Genomic DNA, 18127 nt, shown 5'->3' with positions numbered 1-18127 from the left:
TCACTGCTTCAACGCCTCCTCAACATCCTTCTGGGCCTTCTCCAGCGAGGCGCCGATGTCCTGGCCGGACATGATCTCGTCCATGGCCCGCATGAACGCCGGATCCAGCACGTTGTAGACACCCGGGGCGGCTACCGGCTTGGCGTACGACAGGGAGTTGTAGAACTCCTCGGCGTGCTCGGGTGCGGACAGGAACTCCGGTGATGAAGCGGCAGTCCTGGTCGACGGAACGGCGGCGCCGGCGTCGGCCCACTGCTTCTGCGTCTGCTGGTCGGTGAGCATCTTGATGAACTCCCAGGACAGCTCCTGGTTCTTGGAGGCCTTGGAGACTGCGAACGCGCCGGCGCCGAAAACCGTGGACTTGGTGGTTCCCTTCGGCCACGGCAGGATGTCGTAGTCTTTGAATCCGGCTTTCGCGAAGCCGCCGGTGACGAAGTGCCCGGCGCCGGTCATGGCCGCCTTGCCGGCGGGGAACAGCTGGTAAGGGTCGGACCCCTTCGGCTGCGGGGACACGCCGTGCTTGGTGACCAGGTCGCGGACCCAGCCCACGGTGTCCTTGACCTTCCCGTCCGTGAGCTGGGCCGTTTTCAGGTCATCGCTCATCATGGAGGTGCCGTTGGAGTAGAGCCACGGGGTGATGCCGAAGGAGTAGTGCGGCATGGCGAACCCGTACACCTTGTCCGCGCCGGAACCCGTGGTCAGCTTCTTGGAGATTTCCAGGAACTCGTCCCAGGTCCAGTCGTCGCTTGGACGTGCGATGCCGGCAGCCTCGAACATCTTGGTGTTGTAGAAGATCACCATGGTGTTGAACGTGTTGGGCATCAGGTACGTGGAGCCGTCCTTGCTGAATCCTGCCAGCAGCTTGGGGTCGATGTCCGCGCGCAGGGACTTGGCTTCGGGGTCGTTCTCGAGGAAGCCGTCCAGGGGAGTGAACAGTTCGTTGGCGAGGCCCAGTTCCACGCCCTCGGTGGCGATGTTGATGACGTCCGGAGCCTGCCCGGCGGCGGCCTGGGTGACCAGCTTGTTGACGTATTCCGTCCACGTGGTGATGGGGGTGAAGTTGTTGTTCACCGTGACGTTGGGGTACTTCTCCTTGAAGCGTTTGGCCACGCCGTCGTAGACGGCCTTGTCGCCGGGATCGCCCCAGTTGGAGACGGAGATGGTGGCCGTGATGTCCTTGGCCGGGGCGGTATAGGGCCCGTCAGCGGCCGGGGCCGCCGTCTGCGTGGTGCTCCCGCAGGCGGTGAGGGCCAGCAGGGCCACGGCTGCCGCCGTGGCGATGGACGTGCGGAGTGTTTTTCTCATGTGATGCTCCTTTGCATGCGGCGCCCGGAGGGGGCACTGATGGGATGCGATGGGTTTGAACAGCAGTAGTGGGTGACGCGGTTTGGTCGGTGGAGCAGTCAGTCGGTGGAGCTGCGGAATTCGATCTCTGAGTCGAGCCGAAGGATCCTGGTGGGGGCTGAGGGGTCTTCGAGGCGCCGCATGAGTAAACTGACGGCGCTTTCGCCGAGCCGGAACGCCGGCTGGCGGACGGTGGTGATCTGCGGCTGGAAGAGGTCCGAGTAGGTGAAGCCGTCGAACGTGGCGAAGGCCATGTTCCCCGGCACCCGCAACCCGGCGTGCTGCAGGGCCCGCAGGGCACCCGCCGCCAGCAGCGTGCTGCAGGCGAGGACCGCCGTCGGACGTTCATCAGAATCCGTGGAAGCCCGGAGGACCGCCTGGACGCGGTCAAAAGTCTCTGCCGCGGTGACAGTGCCTTCGCACAGCAGGCCGGCCGGCACTTCCAGGCCCCGCCTGAGCATGGCGGCCCGGAACCCGTCATGGCGCTCGCGGAGGGATGAGACCCGCAGGTCGCCGGAAACCAGCATGATCCGTTCGTGGCCGCGGTCCGTGAGGTGTTCAACCAGGGCTGCCATGGCCGACTGGTTGTTGACGCCCACCTGGTCCACGTCCAGGTCCGCGAGCCGGTCCAGCAGGACCAGGGGCTTCTTTTCCTCGCGGATCCGCTCGAGCAGCGCGGGGCTTGACCCGGCTGCCCGTGCGAGGATCAGGCCGTCCACGCGGCGGTCCAGGAGGGCCTCGACTGCTGCGCGCTCCCGGGCGGGATCTTCCGCCGAGTTGGCCAGCAGCAGGGACAGGCCGAGCTGGGCGGCGGCTTCCTCCACGCCGTGCACCATGTCCGCGAAGGCCGGCTCCCCGGCATCGGAGACCACGAGGCCGATGGAGTCGGTCCTGGCGCGTCGCATGGACCGGGCGAGGACGTCCCGCCGGTAACCCGTGGCCTTCACAGCGCTGATGACGCGCTCCTTGGTTTCCGGTTCCACGTGCCGGGTGTCGTTGAGGACGTGCGACACAGTGGACGTCGAAACGCCGGCAAGTGAGGCGACATCTACGATGGTGGCCACTGCGACTCCTTCTCAGCGAAACGATTGCGCGAACGTTTCGATACTAGAGACAAACGTTTCGATGTGCAATGGGTCACAGGAAAGTTTGTTGAGGTTTCGTCCGCAGCAGCCGATCCGCCGCCGTTGAAAAGCAGCGCGAACGTACAGTTGGGGCCCCTGGCGCGTTGGGCCTCAACGGTCCGTTAGCGCCTGAGGGGTGGGGCGGTCACGCCCGGTGTAACCTACAGGCAGACCAATCAGCCTGAGGGGGCAGCGCATGACCAGTCAACTCACTTTTTACGCCGTGCAGCAGCGGTGGCCTATCGCTCGCCAGCCGTATCGCGTGACGCGGACCTGGCAGCTGATCATCGCTTTCGCTGCAGCCGCCGGCGTGGGCACGTGTGTTGCCCTGGGCTTCCTCTGGGCGGCCATGTTCGTGGCCCAGCCTGGCAGTCTTGAGGTGCTGGACCGGGCAGCGACCGATCAGGACATGCCCGTTAGTGACTACGCATCCCTGGAAGATGCCCGGATGGAAGGTGCCCGCTTCCTGGGCACGTACAGCAACAGCAATTATTACGCGGCTCCAAGCACCTACGACCGGAACAGCTTCTGCCTGATCACCGAATCGGTCGCCGATGATGGCGTGTGGGAGGCAACCTGCAACAGGCTGATCGACGGCAGGGACGTGGTGACGAGTATTTCCGACCTGGAAGGCAGGTGGGTAATCCTTGTCCCCGACCAGTTCGACCACGGGGAGCTGGAAGCTGAGGGCTGGGTTTCGGTGCATCAGAACCTTCTGGTGCAACCGAGGATGCCTGCAGTCGAAGAGAGGTCCTAGGAGGCAGGTCCTGCGCCGGTGGCTGGCTCATCTATCGCATCAGCTGGTCACTTGTCGGACTTGAACACGATCGAGTCCAAGGCGGCGCGTGCCTCTCTCGTCAGTTCAGGATTGATTGATTCGTGAAGTTCCCTCACCCCGATCACAGCGCGCTGGCCGTTCAGGTCGACCACCCGGTAGGTTTCACGCTCGCCCCGAGTCGAGTACCCGTGTGTGCAGGTGAATCTATTTTCTGAGTAGATACATAACCTGTCGGCGTCGCAGGCGTTGATGTCCACATCGCCCTCGACGGAGTTGTCGAACTCGAAGCCGGAGTAATTGCCTACCGTGACCTTGGCGGGAGGACTGCTTGCCGTTGACGACTGCGCCGCCATAGCCCTAATGAAGGCCTCGACCGACGGACCGACATCGGCAAGGGCACCCATCCAGGTGCATGCGTCCATCGACACATAGTTGGCGGGCCAAAGAGTCACGAAGACGGCCCCTTCGGCCGGGTGATCCGGGTCGTCCTTGCCCAGGCTTTTGCTGTCGATAGCAAACCAGCCGTCTGGGACGGTGATCTGGAAAGGTTCCTTATAGCCGGCGACGGGGACGAGGTATGTGCCGGCGTCGATGTCGCCACTCTCCGGCAGCGGTGGGACCGTGCTGGTGTCGCCCCTGTCCGGCAGCGGTGGGGCCGTGCGAGCCTCCGTAGTCGGAGGACTGGCGGACGGGAGGGAGACGTCGTTGGGCTCATACTCGCACCCGCCGAGACATCCAATCAGTGCGATAGCCACCAAGGACCAGAGATGGCGCGACCGGTGAGCGGCCTTTCCGAGGGGTGTCATGGAGCTCATCGATCCACCAGGCCGCTACAGGGTGCTGTGGGGCCCCGCAGCCGGGTGGCCCCGCGGGCGGCCCGAGATGGGATGCCGTCGCCTCAAGTCTCCTACCGCACATAACCCGTGACAATGAAGAGTTATACGGACATCAGTTTTACGAGGCAGGAGCTGCGCCGGTGGAGGCGCGGTATTCGATGGTGGGGGCCAGACGGACGACCGAGTGATCCGCTGACTTGTCCGCAATCCGCTTGGTTAGCAGCTCAGCCGCTGTTGCCCCCACCTGGAAGGCGGGCTGCCGGACCGTAGTGAGCTGCGGTTCGAACAGGTCCGCGTAGGCGAAGCCGTCGAACGCTGCGAAGGCAATGTCCTCCGGCATCCGCATGCCCCGCTGCTGGATCTGGCGGAGTGCCGCGGCGGCCAGGACGGTGCTGCAGGCGATGACAGCGGTGGGTGGTTTGGCTGCCGACAGCGCTGCCGAGATCCCGGCATCAGTTTCTTCAGAGTCCGCCGCGATGACCGCCAGCCGGTCCGCCTTCGGGATGCCCGCCGTCGTCATGGCTTCCTGGAAGGCCTCGTGCCGTTCGTGAAGCGTGGCAACCCTGGTGTCCCCAACGACCAGCAGGATCCGTTGGTGGCCCTGCGATACGAGGTGTTCCACCAGTTCCATGATGGGCTTGCGGTTCTCGACTCCCACCTGGTCGAACGGGTCATCGGACAGCCGGTCCATGAGCACCAGGGGTGTGTCGTAGTTCGCGAATTCCGCGAGGGCATCCTGGCCGGAGCCGGCGGCACGGGCCAGGATCAGCCCGTCCACCCGGCGTTCGAGAAGGGCCTGGACGGCCCGCGCCTCGCGTTGCGGGTCTTCGGCCGAATTGGCGAGGAGCAACGTGATGCCCTGGCTGGCGGCCGTTTCCTCCACGCCCCGGATCATCTCCGCGAAAGCCGGCTCGCCGCCGTCGGAAACTATAAGACCGATGCTGTCCGTCTTGGACCGCCGCATGGCACGGGCCAGGGCGTCCTGCCGGTAGGAGGTGTCCTCGATGGCCTTCAGGACCCGCTGCCGCGTCTCATCGTTCACGTGCCGGGTGCCGTTGAGTACGTGGGAAACGGTGGAGATGGAAACGCCGGCAAGCTTGGCCACTTTTACCATCGTCGTCATCGTCGCCGCCCTCGGAGAATCGTTTACGCGAACGTTTCGCGTAGCTCCGCCAGTTTACAGACGGCCCGGGAGGGGAGGCGCAAGGCCCCGACCTGCGTGGCCGTGGGAGGACCTGATCAGGCAGCCAGCAACTGGCTCCGGCTGTCGTGGTGCCGCGGCGGCAGCACGCTGAGGGTGCAGTGGGACTGGCTCGGATCGATCTTGGCCGGGAGGTGGTGGGTCCGGGAGCAGTCCTGGAGCTGTTCCAGGGCTTCCGGATCAACGTGGGCTTTGGTGATGTCCAGCTCCAGGTCCAGGCCTTCCTTCAGGGCGTTGGCGCGTTTCACCACGACGTAGAGGGCCTGGATGCTGTGGACGGTGACGTGCCCCTGCGCGAGGACCTGGGCGCGGGCGTGGTCGAGATCTACACGGACAAGAATGTTGAGCTTATCGGTCAAAATGTGCTGCCTTCCCCTATGTGGCCGCGACGCTGCAGCCGTTACCCTGGGCTCCTGCGACGCTGCAGTCGAACCCTGGGTGGCTGCGCCTTTGCAGCCTCACCAAGAGTAGGCACCTTATGTGACCTGCGCAACACTTCCGCCGGGATGTTACAAAGATGCCTCCACTTTGTTGGCGAGGCCGCCGGCCAGTTCCGGAGCTGCCGCCATGGACCAGTGCTGGCTTTCCGGCTCGAAGCTGACCACAACGGACGCCACAGCGATCTTGGCCTCGTCGATGGCGAGCAGCAGGGCGTCCTCCAGGTGCCGGGCATACTCCAGCCGATCGGACAGCGAGCCCTGAAGGTCGCTGTCGTCGATGAGGACGTGGCCCTTGCCCTGCACGATGACCTTCAGCGCAAACCCCTGCTCCTCATGCAGCGTGCCGCGCGTGGATGCTATTTCAGTGACACTTGCCGCGCGGATCAGGCTGTTGCTGATGGTGCGGAGCCATACGTCCCCCATAAAACCCTCCCTATTGGTTTGCGGAGAACAAGTAGCAGCGTCCCCCAAGGCAAACGGTAGTCCTCAAATGGCTTCTTGTGACCCCCCAAATTCTGCGACCGTGGCTTCAGACCGCGTCTTGGTCGGTGCGTCCGCTAAGGGACTGCCTGCGGACGGCTTCCTCCACCGCCAATTCGTACCAGGTCTCTGCCCCGAGTTCGGGTGAGGGCGTGTCAAGGTGGCGGTACAGGGCATCGAGAAGACCGGCGAGCTCCGGCGCGGTCAGGGTGGGGAGGATGCGTTCCGGGCCCCTGGGATCGTAGATGATCCGGGGAAGTTTCGCTGAAGTCATCGCTGGCCATCCCGGCCGTGAATCCCGCGGTTCGTGCCATTCACGGTGACTTCCTCCAAGCGCGTCGGGACGGGATGGGGCAACTATCTAGAAGTGTATTGGGCGTCGAACAGCGCCACAATAACCCGGGTTCGACAGCTTTGATAAGTAGGCTTATGGTTAAATCTCCACGCACACAGGGGCGTTAGAGGTGCCAGCTTCTGGGCCCGGGTGAGCGTCATTTCAGTGCCGCTACGCACGGGAGGAACGGACATGGTGGCGGAGTCACCGAACTCCATCCGGGCCGACGTCGTCGGCGGACGCTACCGGCTCGGCGAGGTGATCGGCCGCGGCGCAATGTCTTCCGTGTACTGCGCGCGGGACGAGAACCTGGGCCGGGACGTCGCGTTGAAGCTCTTCGCACCCCAGGCCCCGGACACTGACGAACTTAAGCGCCAGGAAGCTGAAACCACACTGCTGGCAACGCTCAACCATCCCAACCTTGTGACGCTGTTCGATGCCGGCATCGACACCCGCATCCCGGATGAGCCCCGCCCGTTCCTGACCATGGAACTGGCCGAGGGGCAGGACCTGCGCAACCGCATCAGGCACAGCCCCGTCCCCTTGGATGAACTCGCCGTCATCGGTGCCGGGATCGCCGACGCACTGGCCTACGTCCACGGCCTTGGCATCATCCACCGGGACATCAAGCCGGGCAACATCCTCCTGGTGCCGACCCGCCCCGGGGAGCCGCTCAGGCCCAAACTCACCGACTTCGGGATCGCCCGGATCGCCGACAGCACACATATAACAGCAACCGGAACCATGGTGGGCACGGCGGCGTACCTCAGTCCCGAACAGGTCATGGGCTCGCCCCTCACGCCGGCGACGGACGTCTATTCACTGGGCCTGGTCCTGCTCGAGTGCATCAAGCAAACAGAGGAATACCCCGGCAACGCGGTGGAATCAGCCGTGGCCAGGGTCCACCGGCCGCCCGACATTCCGGAGGATCTTCCTGCTGCGTGGGCGGCCCTGCTCCGGTCCATGACTGCCCTTGAACCGCTGGAACGCCCCTCAGCCGCAAATGTTGAAATCGCGCTGCGGCAGGCCCTCGTCTCGCCGGCATCCACTCCCGGCCACCTCGCCCCGGACACCACACACATGCTGCCGGCGATGCCCTTCAGGCCGCCGTCCGTCACAGCCGAGGAGCCGATCCCGGAACTGTCCCAGCCAAGCCCGGTTGGCGCGGCCATTGGCATCGAGTCGACCAACAGCGAGACCGGCCACGCACGGCTGGTACCCACTGACCACCAGCCCGGCAGTACCCCGGAAACGGACAGTGTGGATGCACCCCGCAGTCGGGGCGGCAGGGGCCGCTGGCTCGCGGCCGTCCTGGTTTTCCTGGCCCTGGCCGGCGGGGCCGCGGCACTCACGGCGACTCTGTCCCCAGAGCCCACAGCCGACGTCGTGCCTTACCCGACGGTGACCGGCACACTGGGTGACCATCTCCAGGAACTGCAAAAGAGCGTGGAACCCTGATCCGCATGTGACGGAGCACCAGTCCGCCATGTGACGTTGCGGGCTGGGGAGCGAAGGCCCGGGTCATAGGATAAATCTGATGACTTCGCCCGATGATCCCCAGCCGTTCAGCCTCCGCAGCATCGCCGTCGCCGCGTTTGGACCCAGCCTGCTGTTCGGGATCGGCACCGGCGCCGTCATGCCCGTCGTCGCGCTGTCCGCCCGTGACCTGGGCGCGTCGGTGGCGGTTGCCGCGCTGATCGTGACCCTGATCGGGCTCGGATCCTGGTTCTTCAACCTGCCCGCATCCCTGGTGACCCTGAAGTTCGGCGAACGCTGGTCCATCGTCGGGGCCGCGGCCGCCGCCGCCCTCGCCCTGGTGGCCGCCGCGCTGGCGCCGCAGTTGCCGGACGGCATCTGGCTGCTGGCGGCCGCGATGCTGGTGGTGGGCATGTCCTCCAGCGTGTTTGGCCTGGCCCGGCAGAAATACCTGACCGAAGCGGTGCCTCTCAACTACCGGGCCCGGGCGCTGTCCACCCTGGGCGGAGTAAACCGGATCGGCGTGTTCATCGGTCCGTTCGCCGGCGCCGCCGTGATCCAGTTCGCCGGCCTCAGCGGCGCGTACTGGGTGGGCGTGGTGGCCATGGTGGGAGCGGCGCTGCTGTCCGTCACCCTCCCGGACCTGGAGGTTCCGGCACCCAAGCCGGGTGCCGACGTAGGCCCTCAACCGACCCTCCGCAGCGTCGCCGTTTCGCACGCCGGAGTCTTCCTCAGCCTGGGCGTGGGCATCCTGCTCCTCAGCGCCCTGCGGTCCTCCCGCCAGGTGGTCATCCCGCTGTGGGCCGACCACCTGGGCATGGACGCCACCCAGGCCTCCCTGATCTACGGCATCTCCGGCGCCATCGACATGCTGGTGTTCTATCCCGCCGGCAAGCTCATGGACCGCCGCGGCCGGCAGTGGGTGGCCATCCCGTCCACCGCGATCATGGGAACGGCCCTGCTGCTCATACCCCTGACGGGCGGATTCACCGGCCTGCTCCTGGCCGGCATGCTCATCGGATTCGGCAACGGCATCAGCTCCGGCCTGGTGATGACCCTCGGCGCCGACTTCTCGCCGGACCGCGGCCGTGGCCAGTTCCTGGGCCTGTGGCGGTTCATGGCCGACGCCGGATCCACCGGCGGGCCCCTCCTCCTCTCCGGGGTGACCGCGCTCGCAACCCTGGGCGCGGGGGTCTCAGCCACCGGCGTGCTGGGGTTCGCGGCGGCGGCCGTGTTCGCCGTCGTCATTCCCCGGCTCAAGCACCGCCGCAACTACTGAGCCCGGCAGCGCACCCAAAGCGGCTATCCTCAACAGATGGGTGACGACGCCGGCGCAAGCGGGTCGCTGCAAAAGGGCCTGTGGTGGGCGCAGGACTACGCCTATGCCGCCGGCTGGCAGGTGCGCGGCCTGCTGTCCCGCGTCCAGCCCGGATCCTTCCGCCAGGGACACCTCAGCCCCGTGGTGATCATCCCCGGGGTCTATGAAAACTGGCAGTTCATGCTGCCCGTCATCAACGCCATCCACGACGCCGGGCATCCGGTCCACGTGGTGACCATGCTGCAGCGGAATAAGCTGGACGTGCCCATTGCCGCGCGTCTCGTGGCGCAGCACCTCGAAGAGGCCGGCCTGACGGACGCGTCCATCGTGGCGCACAGCAAGGGCGGCCTGATCGGCAAGTACGTCATGCTGGCCCTCGATCCCGAGCAGCGTGTCCGGCGCATGATCACCGTCTGCACGCCGTTCTCCGGATCGCGGTACGCCCGGTACCTGCTGATCCCCAGCCTGCGGATCTTCTCGCCGCGGAACGCGCTGACGCAGCAGATGGCGCGCGAAGAGACCATCAACAGCCGGATCAGCTCCATTTACGGAGTGTTCGATCCGCACATCCCCGAGGGCAGCGTCCTGCCGGGGGCCACGAACATCGAGCTACCCTCTGCGGGGCACTTCCGGATCCTGGGGGAGCCCGAGACGGCGCGGATCATTGTGGAGCAGCTGCGGGGGTAGGACTCTGAGGACGGTTGAGACGCGGGGCATTTACGACGGCGGAGCGTGAGGTGGTGGGGCCGGCGGTGGCTGGGGGGGATGGCCCGGTCTCAAAAGGCCATCTCACCGCCGGCCCCGGTTTGAACCCGGTGTGAACGTGTCCGGTCGCCGGGAAACTTGTGGACATGACCGGTGCGGAAAACCCTGGCGGACATCGCTGCGTTGTGATGCCTGCCCAACCCCTCCGTACCGGTCCCCATCATTCAAGCCCTTTTGCGCTTGTTACGCACGAGTAGCAAGTACTCGCTTTTTTGCTCGCCGGGTACGCGGGCTGATTGGTTGGGCTTTTGGCGCTTGGCGGCCGGTTCGACCAACGACTGGATATAAAACCGCAGGTCAGAGGCCGGTTGAAGCGTCAATTTCTTGAGCAAACATTGACTATTTCCCCCCATAAGTCCTGATCGAAGGCGTGCAATGTGTTCTTCAGCAGTAAAAAACAAGCACGCAAAAGTCTGAGGGGACACAAACATCATGAAGAACACCACGCTCATCAAGGGATCCGCAGCCATCGCACTGGGCGCAGCACTGCTGCTGGGCGGCGGCGGCACACTGGCCAACTGGAACGCAGCTTCCACGCAGACGCCGGGCACCATCGTTGCCGGCGACCTGAACGTCGTCAACGGCGCCGGTGTCTGGAAGGACCGGCTCGGCGCTACTATCAACATCGCCACCTACAAGGTGGTTCCGGGCGACCAGCTCACCTACACGCAGGACCTCAACGTCACCCTGGTGGGCGACAAGATGGCAGCCGCGATCGCCACCTCCGGCATCAGCGCCACCAACGGCTTCACACCCGCAAACGTCACGGTTTCCGCTCCGGTACTGACCGTAGCCGGCTCGGCTGTTTCCAACCCGCTGCGCCCGACGGGAGCCACCCAGACGGTCACGTCGACCATCACCTTTGAGTTCAAGGCAGCCACCGCGGGCCGCGCCGACGTCAGCGCAACCTACAACTTCAACAATGTCGGTTTCACCCTGACCCAGGTCAACGCCACGGGTGACGGCCTGTCCTAGTCTGGACTGGGCGGTTGGCTGAGATCCCAGCCGCCCATCAGGACAGATTTGGACCAGGACCAGGAGGAACAATGCGGATCCCGCGGATGCTGCGGGCCGGTGCACTCATCGCAGCAGCTGTGGTGTTGGGGATGCTGGCAGTACAGGGCACTTTCGCCCTGTGGAATGCCGGCACCTCGGCCACCCCGGGAACCGTAACCTCCGCATCGTTCGACGTCAGCCTCACTGCGAGCCCCTCCGGGCAGGCCACCAACATGAGCCTTCCCGGAGGGACATCAGCGACCATCAACCTCGGCTCGGCCACAACCCTCGCACCCGGAACACCGGTGTACGCCAGCCTGGTGGTGGGAAACAACTCCAACGCCGGCGGCACGTTCAGCACCAGCATCACAGCGGGCCAGGCCACGGTAACGAATGTCGGGTTCGGCAGCCTGGCCCAGTACGTCACGGTGAGCGGAAAGTTCGCTACAGCAGTCGCAGAGTGCAACTCCGCGACCGGGTACACGGTGCTGACAGCCGCCGGACTCACGTCCGCGGCCGTCCCGAAAGCAACAAGTACCGTGCTGTGCTTCCAGGTCAGCCTCAGCTCCTCCACCTCCTTCCTTCTGAAAGGCAACGCCGTGAACATCAGCCTTCCGCTCACCGCCCGCCAGCTTTGCGGGGTGCCCAGTGGCTGCGCCTGAGATGATGACAGTTGGCGAACTTGAGGACCGCGCGGTCGGCACTGCCGCCGTCGACCGTTCCACTGAAGCGGCAACCAGCCGGAGGAAGTCCGGCGAAACCCCACCGAAGGGCCGCGGCGCGCTGGCAACTGCCGGCAAGGTCCTGAACTTCGTGGTTCTGATGATCGCGGTTTTCGCGGCGCTGGTGCTGATTGTCATACCGAAGGTCAGCGGGTCCCAGACCTACACCGTGCTCACCAACTCCATGGCACCGAACTTCCCGCCGGGAACCTTCCTTGTGGTCAAGCCGGTGGACTTCGCCGAACTCAAGTACGGCGACGTGGTGACCTTCCAGATGTACTCCGGCCGGCCCGACGTCGAAACCCACCGCATAGTGGGCTTCGCGGCAACCCAGGAGGGGGAGAAGACCCTCATCACCAAGGGCGACAACAACGGTGTCAGCGACGCCGAGCCCGTCCGTTCGCTGCAGATGAAGGGCAAGCTGTTCTACGCCGTCCCGTACGTGGGCTACGCCGCCAACGCCTTGGGCAACGCCGACCGGAACCTCTGGGTCACGCTCGGCGCTGCCGGCCTCATTGGCTACGGCGCGCTGCTGGTGGTCAAGGGCGCCCGGGGCAACGCGCAATCGAAGAAAGCCGCGCAGTCGAAGAAGGCCGACGGCGAGGCACTGGCGTGAAGTCCTTCGCACGTTTTCCAGGCGCCTCCCTTGCGGTGGGCGCCTTCGTGCTGACCGTTCTGCTGGGCATTGGAGGGGCTTCAGCCTCAGCGCTCTGGCAGCAGTCGGCCACCGCCACCATGACGGTGACCGCCAACGGCGCCTGGCCCGGCCCGGCCCTCGGATCACTCACCTGCACCAACAGCAACTCCGACAAGACGGCCACCCTGACGGTCACTGCCACAGCAGCACCGACGACAATCACGTACGCCGCCCTGCAGGCCAACGGGACGTTTGGCACCAGTTACACCGGGCCAACCATCCTCCTGCCGGGGGGCTCCGGAACCATTGGCATTATTGCGAGCCCGGCCGCGCAGTCGTCGCAGATCATCAAGGACAATCCTGCTGGTGGCCCGTTGACGATACGTGTCACCGCCACGTACTTGGACACGACGGCAGCCTCCATGGACACCACCTTGAACCACAGCGTCACCGGCGGCAAGCTCGTCTGCCCCTGACGCCGGTGCGGGCAAGGGGTAGGCGCCGAGCTTGGTCAGCGCACTATTGTGAAGCGCCGTTGATCGGTCGAATGATCGGAGGCGGTGCGGGTGGGAGTACACTCTCCGCTGCCGCAGCTAACGCAGCGCCCAGCATGGCGGTGACGAGCGCGGTGGCCGCAGATGCCAAGATGCCCGAAGACCAAAGGGCTAGGCGGCTCATGTTATAAAGATCCGCCAGGCTATCCACACCCTCATTCGCTGTGTGTATGGCCATGAGGTCGGCTCCTACGCCGAGTACGGCGCACAATGCGGCGAGTTGGACCAACAACACTGTTACGGCTCCGCGTAGGTCATCTGCGGGATTGTATGGAAGAAGGATGGCCAGCGATTCTGAGGCTCCCAGCACGATGAAGAACCGGACAGCCTTCGCCAGTCCGGAGTGTCCCCTAAAGTAGGGCAAAAAATAGCCGAATACGAACCCATAGAACGGGAATCGGACTGAAAGGATGCTTGTCAGAATCGCTTCGAATGTATTCGAATTGCGCACATCCAACCCGGAGATCGTTCCTGCAAGTAGCGGGAGCGAAAAAACAACACCGGCCACCCCGCTGACGGCCGTTGCCAGCAGAGCACGTTGCATGGCTTGTGGCATTCCGGCCTGGCCTAGGAGTTCGTGTCGTCGTTGGCCATCAGGCGGGCTCGCGGGGGCATCGAGGGCAGATGTCACCGTTTCGACAATCTTGTCACGGTCCCCGGAGGATAGATCGCCAGACCGGATGCGTTTCCGCAAGGCAAGGCCTAGTTCGCGTTTCAGTCTGATGGCGCGTAGTTCGTCAAGTAGTCGGCGGACACCATCCTTTTCAGACTGAAGACTGGAAATGACAATACTTCCGCGCGGTCTCACAAGCACACTTAGAGTCAGTGCCAGCCCCACACCGAAGGAAACCGGCACGCCAGCGACAACACTCTCCGGGCGCAGAAGAAGGAGAGCTATCGTGCCAACCGCCAATGGCCGCCAAACCCGCACCTCCTTGCCGGAGCGGGCTATCCACCCGAGCAGCACTAGCGCGCCAGCGATGAGGCCTACCCGAATGAAGGGCTCAACTGCGAATGAGACATCCAGCGCATCATAAGGGGACACCGGAAACATTGAGTAGACAGAAACCGTAGGTGGAACAGCGAACGCCAGGGCAAACAGGAAGACTCCCACCGAGATCCACCAACGTGGGGCGCCCTGCCTCCATGTACCCGGTAATACCGTGCCGAGAATGGTCCAGATTAAAGCGCTGACGAACATCACGAGAATTACCAACGTCAGGATTCCGCTCAGCATGGAAGCGTTCACGGAATATACCGTGGAAGCCAGTCCAAGGGTCACTATCACACTCGCCGCGCACAGGCCGTCCCTAGCCCATCCGGACCCTTTGCCCAACGCGAATGAAGCGGCAAGTGCGCCGACCGCAGCGAGAATCACGCCCAGCGACGAGGCCACCAGAGACTCCGTCGAGGTGAGAAACCGGGAATCGTCAGGTGGCACGAATTCCCAGTGATCCAACGCAGTGTACCCAAGAAGCGCCACTGCAGCTAACCCGAACAACAGCACCAAAATCTTGAACAGACTGGACCACTTTGCTGGCGAGGGGTTGCCCGGTGGAGTAGCTCTCCACACCCACAGGGCAAGAACCGCCACGATTGCAGCCACCGTTGCCGGATAGTTGAAGGGAATCCACTCGGTTCCTGCGCCGCTTCGACCAGTATCACTCCGCAGACGATCGACAGTCGGGCTAATCGTGGACTGGAACCAGTTCAGCATAAGAACGGCTGAGGTGACCACTGCGGCGAGAAGCACAGCCCGATGTGTTGACACGACAGTCGCGGGGAAGTCTTGCGTTGCTCCAAACACCCGAAGTCGGGACCGTAACCAAGCGAAGCCGATGAGCCACGGCACGAAAAGGAGAGCTTGCCTCCACAGCGATGCCAGATTGGACCAGAAGGCTGGTGACGGACCCAGCTGTTTTGTGAGCGACGGAGCTGAGTTGTCGTCAATGACCGTTGAAAAATCCACAGACGAAGACCGGACTTCGAAGCCGGTGGCGGTTTGTTTGGTCACCTCTGAGGGCGGGCTGATCGCTACGACAGGACCTGTAGTCTTTCCCTCAACTTTTGTCCGGCATCGCGAATCCATGCACCATGCCCATGAGGCTTGCACTTCAAGGCGCCCACTGATGGGGCGGCTGGTGCCCTTGACTATGAGCACGGCCTGTCCGTCTCCAACTTTCTCGACAGTGGGCGGGCTCCAATCGAAAACTACGTCTCCGTCGGCATCTGACGCGGACAGATAACCGAAATGGAGGCCAACGAACGCCCCTGGCATGTCGCGAAACTTACCGGCGGTCACGTCAATGATCACGCGATCGTCAGACGGTAGGACGCTCTTGAAGGTGGCAACCAGCGTGTCGCGTGACTCGAGGCGGAGAGTCCTGTCACCTTGGCGGGCCGGCACGTCGTCAGACGTCAGGCCGAACCCGCTGGTTGGGTAAGGGAAGAATTCGATCTCACCCACTGCCCTCGGCCATTGGCCATATCCGCTGACGGCCAGTGAACCCAATGCCATCAACGCGAGGCCGACGAGGAAGGCTGCTAGACGTTTTCCGTGTAGCTTCATGTGCCCCCGCCTCGATGAGATGGCGAAAGGCTATACCCTCACACAATGTTGTGAATAGGGCCAGGCCGCAGCTCGGCCAAGAACAACTTCGATTCCGACACGGCGCGTCGCCGTTGTTAATGCGGATAGTACGCCACGCAATGTGTATGGGTCACGTCGACCTGGCGCTTAGCCTCGCACTCCAAAGCCGCCAGAAGCGCCCGCAGGAACATCCACTTTCGTGCATTTAGATGTACTTTTGTGTATTTGGACATACAATAGTGAGTCCGGAGGTGCTTGATGAGATTTCAGAATCCGCTCACTACAATCAGTCCATCACTCGACATGGGCGTGCTCTACGTCCTCGGACGAGCGGAGGCGGCTTTTACTGCGCCCGGCATTCAGAAGCTCCTCCCCGATGCTGGTTCCCTCGCCGGAGTCCGCAAGGCACTCCAGCGGCTCACTGACCAGGGCATAGTCCTAGACGAAGTTGTTGGCAGGACCCACGCTTATCGTCTTAACCGCGAGCATTTGCTGGCGGACGCGATTCAGGCCATGGTCGCAGCCAAGTCGGTTCTCCTCGACCGCATCCGCAGCGAGGTTGATTCATGGGAATTCGTTCCAACAAGCGTGGTCCTCTTCGGTTCCGCCGCAAGGAACGACATGCGAACCGACAGCGACGTGGATATCTTCATCGCGTTGCCGGACGAAGTCGACGATGACCTGGCAGATGCAAGGATAGCCAGCTTGGCCGCAAGGATAGCGTCCTGGACCGGAAATGATGCCCGGCCGCTGGTCTACAGGACAAGCGAAATTTCCGCGGCACCGGTCTTCGACTCCATAGCCCGGGACGGTTTGAACATAGTGGGCGACGCGGATTGGCTGCGTAAGATACTCCGCGAAAAGTAGAGTCGCCTGGTGAGAACGCAGGTGGGTGACGAGTCAGTTCGAAGGGGCCGGCGGAATTTGGATGCCCTGGTGCTCACCGGTTCCTCGGCTACTCACGGGGACGGGGCCAGTGGTGCCAGCAGCGCGTCCCGCAGTTCGGGACTGAGCGACGGCGGCACGTCCAGGTCCACAGCCAGCGCCAGAAGCGTGCGGCTCAGGTAGTTCCGCGCCGCGGCGGCCAGTGTGATGTCCATGATTTCGCGGTCCGTGAAGCCGTGGCCGCGCAGTTCCAGGGTGTCGGCGTCGGTCATGCCAGCGGCGTCCCGGCACATTTTCTGGGCGTACTCCATCATGGCCACCTCCGCCGGCTCCAGCCCCGCGTTGCGGAAGTCGCGGGCTATCTCCGCCAGCTGGTCCTCCGGAAAAGCCTTCAGCGCCTTGACGCCGTGGGCCAGCCGGCAGTGCGTGGATCCGATGGCCTGCGCCGCGGCGAGGGTGACAAGTTCATACCGCCGCAGGTCCATCGAAGCCGTGATGGCCTGGAGCATGGCTTCGAAGGCCAGGTAAGCCTGCGGGTTGATCGCCATGGCCTGTGTGTGGGTGGGGACGTAGCCCAGGGACGCGGTCTCGTCGTCGTAAATTTCTGCCGTCAGGCCTGCAGCCGCCGGCACAGGAGTGGTTTTCAGGATCATCGGTTTCCCCTCGGGCAGGCACTGGTGGTGCCCATTCTGGTCCCGCCCCCGCCGGCCCGCAAGGGTGCCGTCAGCGCCTTGGCGCGTCCCGCCGTCGTGCGGCATAGGCGAACAGCGACGTGGTGGCCACCGTGGCCAGGTACCCGGCGATCACGATGAGGGCGATGCCCGCCCAGAAGTAGTTGGTGGTGCTGGTTTCCTGGGCCGGGCCGGGCGCGATCCTGGCCAGCGAATACACCGCTACGCCGGCCGACGCCAGGCCGATCACCACGGGCAGGGTCAGCCAGATCTTCGCCGAACCCACGTGCCTGCCGAAACCGTCCCACACATTCCAGGCCCCGTCGTGCCGCAGGATCAGCCAGCCGGCGGGGATCATGAACGCGCCCACCAGCAGGAACGCTGCCACCACGTCGGCGGGCCGGTGCCACTGGTTGATCAGGGTGGACACGCCCGACGCAATCGCGAACGTGCCGCCCACAAAACCGGCCATCGGGCGCCAGCGCGGCGACGCCATCAGGAACACCGCCGCGGCAGCGGAGGCGGCGAGCGTGGTGTGCCCGGACGGCAGCGAATTCAGCTCCAGCGTGATCACGCCCTTGTCCGGGCGGGCCGGCAGCACGTCCTTGAGCACCTGGGTGGCAATGTTCGCGCCGATGCACGCGGCCACGGCGATCCCCGCGGCAGTCCAGCGTCGCCGGATCACCGTGACAAACAGGACGACGACGGCGGCCATCACCAGGGAGATGGTGGGCAGCCAGTCCAGGAACTCGGTGGCAGCCTTGCCCGCGGGACCGTGGATGTCCACGGCTTCAACCAGCGCGGACTCGTCGATGAACTGGCCCGTGGTGGTCTGGACGAAGTAGTAGTACGTGGCAATCAATCCAACGATGCAGGCCAGCGTGGCGAAGGCGAACATAAAGCCGGACCCCGGGGCGGGGCGCAGCTGGGTCCGGGCCGGGGCCTGTCGTGAAAAGGTCATCGGTTAAGGGTGTCA

Annotated in this window: 19 protein-coding genes; 9 read left to right on the top strand and 10 right to left on the bottom strand. The window is 64.2% G+C overall.

Annotated elements, in window-relative coordinates:
- The gene (locus ABV518_RS14515) at nucleotides 1–1305 is read right to left on the bottom strand and encodes a sugar ABC transporter substrate-binding protein (protein ID WP_367767896.1); all 1305 of its coding nucleotides are present in this window, start codon (nucleotides 1303–1305) and stop codon (nucleotides 1–3) included.
- Between the two features lie 98 nt (nucleotides 1306–1403).
- Nucleotides 1404–2408 (bottom strand): LacI family DNA-binding transcriptional regulator, encoded by a 1005-nt coding sequence (locus ABV518_RS14510; protein WP_367767895.1) that lies wholly within the window; start codon nucleotides 2406–2408, stop codon nucleotides 1404–1406.
- A 256-nt stretch (nucleotides 2409–2664) separates the two neighbouring features.
- On the opposite strand from ABV518_RS14510, the gene ABV518_RS14505 reads away from it, so the two are divergent.
- Nucleotides 2665–3225: a hypothetical protein gene (locus ABV518_RS14505; RefSeq protein ID WP_367767894.1), complete on the top strand. Its 561-nt coding sequence runs from the start codon at nucleotides 2665–2667 to the stop codon at nucleotides 3223–3225.
- Between the two features lie 47 nt (nucleotides 3226–3272).
- Here the strand turns inward: ABV518_RS14505 and ABV518_RS14500 are convergent, their stop codons facing one another.
- From ABV518_RS14500 to ABV518_RS14480, 5 genes are all read right to left on the bottom strand, one after another.
- Nucleotides 3273–4061, bottom strand: coding sequence for a hypothetical protein (locus ABV518_RS14500; RefSeq protein ID WP_367767892.1), 789 nt, complete (start codon nucleotides 4059–4061; stop codon nucleotides 3273–3275).
- A 139-nt stretch (nucleotides 4062–4200) separates the two neighbouring features.
- Nucleotides 4201–5205 (bottom strand): LacI family DNA-binding transcriptional regulator, encoded by a 1005-nt coding sequence (locus ABV518_RS14495; RefSeq protein ID WP_367767891.1) that lies wholly within the window; start codon nucleotides 5203–5205, stop codon nucleotides 4201–4203.
- 116 nt (nucleotides 5206–5321) lie between these two features.
- On the bottom strand, nucleotides 5322–5642 hold the full coding sequence (locus ABV518_RS14490; protein WP_367767890.1) for a hypothetical protein: 321 nt from the start codon (nucleotides 5640–5642) through the stop codon (nucleotides 5322–5324).
- 150 nt (nucleotides 5643–5792) lie between these two features.
- Nucleotides 5793–6146: a hypothetical protein gene (locus ABV518_RS14485; RefSeq protein ID WP_367767889.1), complete on the bottom strand. Its 354-nt coding sequence runs from the start codon at nucleotides 6144–6146 to the stop codon at nucleotides 5793–5795.
- Nucleotides 6147–6252: 106 nt separating this feature from the next.
- Nucleotides 6253–6477 (bottom strand): hypothetical protein, encoded by a 225-nt coding sequence (locus ABV518_RS14480; RefSeq protein WP_367767888.1) that lies wholly within the window; start codon nucleotides 6475–6477, stop codon nucleotides 6253–6255.
- A gap of 252 nt (nucleotides 6478–6729) precedes the next feature.
- Between ABV518_RS14480 and ABV518_RS14475 the strand changes: the two genes are divergently transcribed.
- The 7 genes from ABV518_RS14475 to ABV518_RS14445 all read left to right on the top strand — a co-directional run bounded on the left by ABV518_RS14475 (nucleotide 6730) and on the right by ABV518_RS14445 (nucleotide 12927).
- On the top strand, nucleotides 6730–7995 hold the full coding sequence (locus ABV518_RS14475; protein WP_367767887.1) for a serine/threonine-protein kinase: 1266 nt from the start codon (nucleotides 6730–6732) through the stop codon (nucleotides 7993–7995).
- Nucleotides 7996–8074: 79 nt separating this feature from the next.
- Nucleotides 8075–9292, top strand: coding sequence for an MFS transporter (locus ABV518_RS14470; protein WP_367767886.1), 1218 nt, complete (start codon nucleotides 8075–8077; stop codon nucleotides 9290–9292).
- Between the two features lie 36 nt (nucleotides 9293–9328).
- Nucleotides 9329–10018 carry an esterase/lipase family protein gene (locus ABV518_RS14465; RefSeq protein ID WP_367767884.1) on the top strand — a complete coding sequence of 230 codons (690 nt, stop codon included), beginning with the start codon at nucleotides 9329–9331 and terminating at the stop codon, nucleotides 10016–10018.
- Nucleotides 10019–10528: 510 nt separating this feature from the next.
- Nucleotides 10529–11071 (top strand): alternate-type signal peptide domain-containing protein, encoded by a 543-nt coding sequence (locus tag ABV518_RS14460; protein ID WP_367767882.1) that lies wholly within the window; start codon nucleotides 10529–10531, stop codon nucleotides 11069–11071.
- Nucleotides 11072–11142: 71 nt separating this feature from the next.
- Nucleotides 11143–11754, top strand: a complete 612-nt coding sequence (locus ABV518_RS14455; RefSeq protein WP_367767880.1) for a hypothetical protein — start codon at nucleotides 11143–11145, stop codon at nucleotides 11752–11754.
- Entirely contained in the window at nucleotides 11741–12430 is a 690-nt protein-coding gene (locus ABV518_RS14450; RefSeq protein ID WP_367767878.1) for a signal peptidase I, read from the top strand. The genes ABV518_RS14455 and ABV518_RS14450 overlap by 14 nt, the downstream gene beginning before the upstream one ends.
- Entirely contained in the window at nucleotides 12427–12927 is a 501-nt protein-coding gene (locus tag ABV518_RS14445) for a hypothetical protein (protein ID WP_367767876.1), read from the top strand. The genes ABV518_RS14450 and ABV518_RS14445 overlap by 4 nt, the downstream gene beginning before the upstream one ends.
- Nucleotides 12928–12970: 43 nt before the next feature.
- On the opposite strand, the gene ABV518_RS14440 is transcribed toward ABV518_RS14445, so the two are convergent.
- Complete coding sequence (locus tag ABV518_RS14440; RefSeq protein WP_367767874.1) at nucleotides 12971–15574, bottom strand: hypothetical protein; 2604 nt, start codon at nucleotides 15572–15574, stop codon at nucleotides 12971–12973.
- Between the two features lie 279 nt (nucleotides 15575–15853).
- On the opposite strand from ABV518_RS14440, the gene ABV518_RS14435 reads away from it, so the two are divergent.
- Nucleotides 15854–16462 carry a nucleotidyltransferase domain-containing protein gene (locus tag ABV518_RS14435; protein ID WP_367767872.1) on the top strand — a complete coding sequence of 203 codons (609 nt, stop codon included), beginning with the start codon at nucleotides 15854–15856 and terminating at the stop codon, nucleotides 16460–16462.
- Nucleotides 16463–16554: 92 nt separating this feature from the next.
- Here ABV518_RS14435 and ABV518_RS14430 read toward each other — a convergent pair whose 3' ends face one another.
- Nucleotides 16555–17133: a carboxymuconolactone decarboxylase family protein gene (locus ABV518_RS14430; protein ID WP_367767870.1), complete on the bottom strand. Its 579-nt coding sequence runs from the start codon at nucleotides 17131–17133 to the stop codon at nucleotides 16555–16557.
- A 70-nt stretch (nucleotides 17134–17203) separates the two neighbouring features.
- The gene (locus ABV518_RS14425) at nucleotides 17204–18112 is read right to left on the bottom strand and encodes a PA-phosphatase (protein ID WP_367767868.1); all 909 of its coding nucleotides are present in this window, start codon (nucleotides 18110–18112) and stop codon (nucleotides 17204–17206) included.
- Nucleotides 18113–18127 lie beyond the last annotated feature (15 nt).

This window comes from Arthrobacter sp. HS15c (assembly GCF_040812005.1).
GTDB lineage: Bacteria > Actinomycetota > Actinomycetes > Actinomycetales > Micrococcaceae > Arthrobacter.
This window is presented reverse-complemented; position numbering and strand designations above follow the sequence as displayed.

Bases quoted from the DNA above. Each gene is read 5' to 3' on its own strand.
- ABV518_RS14500 (WP_367767892.1), bottom strand. From the start codon at position 4,061: ATGAGCTCCATGACACCCCTCGGAAAGGCCGCTCACCGGTCGCGCCAT.
- ABV518_RS14515 (WP_367767896.1), bottom strand. From the start codon at position 1,305: ATGAGAAAAACACTCCGCACGTCCATCGCCACGGCGGCAGCCGTGGCC.
- ABV518_RS14480 (WP_367767888.1), bottom strand. From the start codon at position 6,477: ATGACTTCAGCGAAACTTCCCCGGATCATCTACGATCCCAGGGGCCCG.
- ABV518_RS14470 (WP_367767886.1), top strand. From the start codon at position 8,075: ATGACTTCGCCCGATGATCCCCAGCCGTTCAGCCTCCGCAGCATCGCC.
- ABV518_RS14465 (WP_367767884.1), top strand. From the start codon at position 9,329: ATGGGTGACGACGCCGGCGCAAGCGGGTCGCTGCAAAAGGGCCTGTGG.
- ABV518_RS14430 (WP_367767870.1), bottom strand. From the start codon at position 17,133: ATGATCCTGAAAACCACTCCTGTGCCGGCGGCTGCAGGCCTGACGGCA.
- ABV518_RS14495 (WP_367767891.1), bottom strand. From the start codon at position 5,205: ATGACGACGATGGTAAAAGTGGCCAAGCTTGCCGGCGTTTCCATCTCC.
- ABV518_RS14485 (WP_367767889.1), bottom strand. From the start codon at position 6,146: ATGGGGGACGTATGGCTCCGCACCATCAGCAACAGCCTGATCCGCGCG.
- ABV518_RS14475 (WP_367767887.1), top strand. From the start codon at position 6,730: ATGGTGGCGGAGTCACCGAACTCCATCCGGGCCGACGTCGTCGGCGGA.
- ABV518_RS14425 (WP_367767868.1), bottom strand. From the start codon at position 18,112: ATGACCTTTTCACGACAGGCCCCGGCCCGGACCCAGCTGCGCCCCGCC.
- ABV518_RS14435 (WP_367767872.1), top strand. From the start codon at position 15,854: ATGAGATTTCAGAATCCGCTCACTACAATCAGTCCATCACTCGACATG.
- ABV518_RS14440 (WP_367767874.1), bottom strand. From the start codon at position 15,574: ATGAAGCTACACGGAAAACGTCTAGCAGCCTTCCTCGTCGGCCTCGCG.
- ABV518_RS14505 (WP_367767894.1), top strand. From the start codon at position 2,665: ATGACCAGTCAACTCACTTTTTACGCCGTGCAGCAGCGGTGGCCTATC.
- ABV518_RS14460 (WP_367767882.1), top strand. From the start codon at position 10,529: ATGAAGAACACCACGCTCATCAAGGGATCCGCAGCCATCGCACTGGGC.
- ABV518_RS14455 (WP_367767880.1), top strand. From the start codon at position 11,143: ATGCGGATCCCGCGGATGCTGCGGGCCGGTGCACTCATCGCAGCAGCT.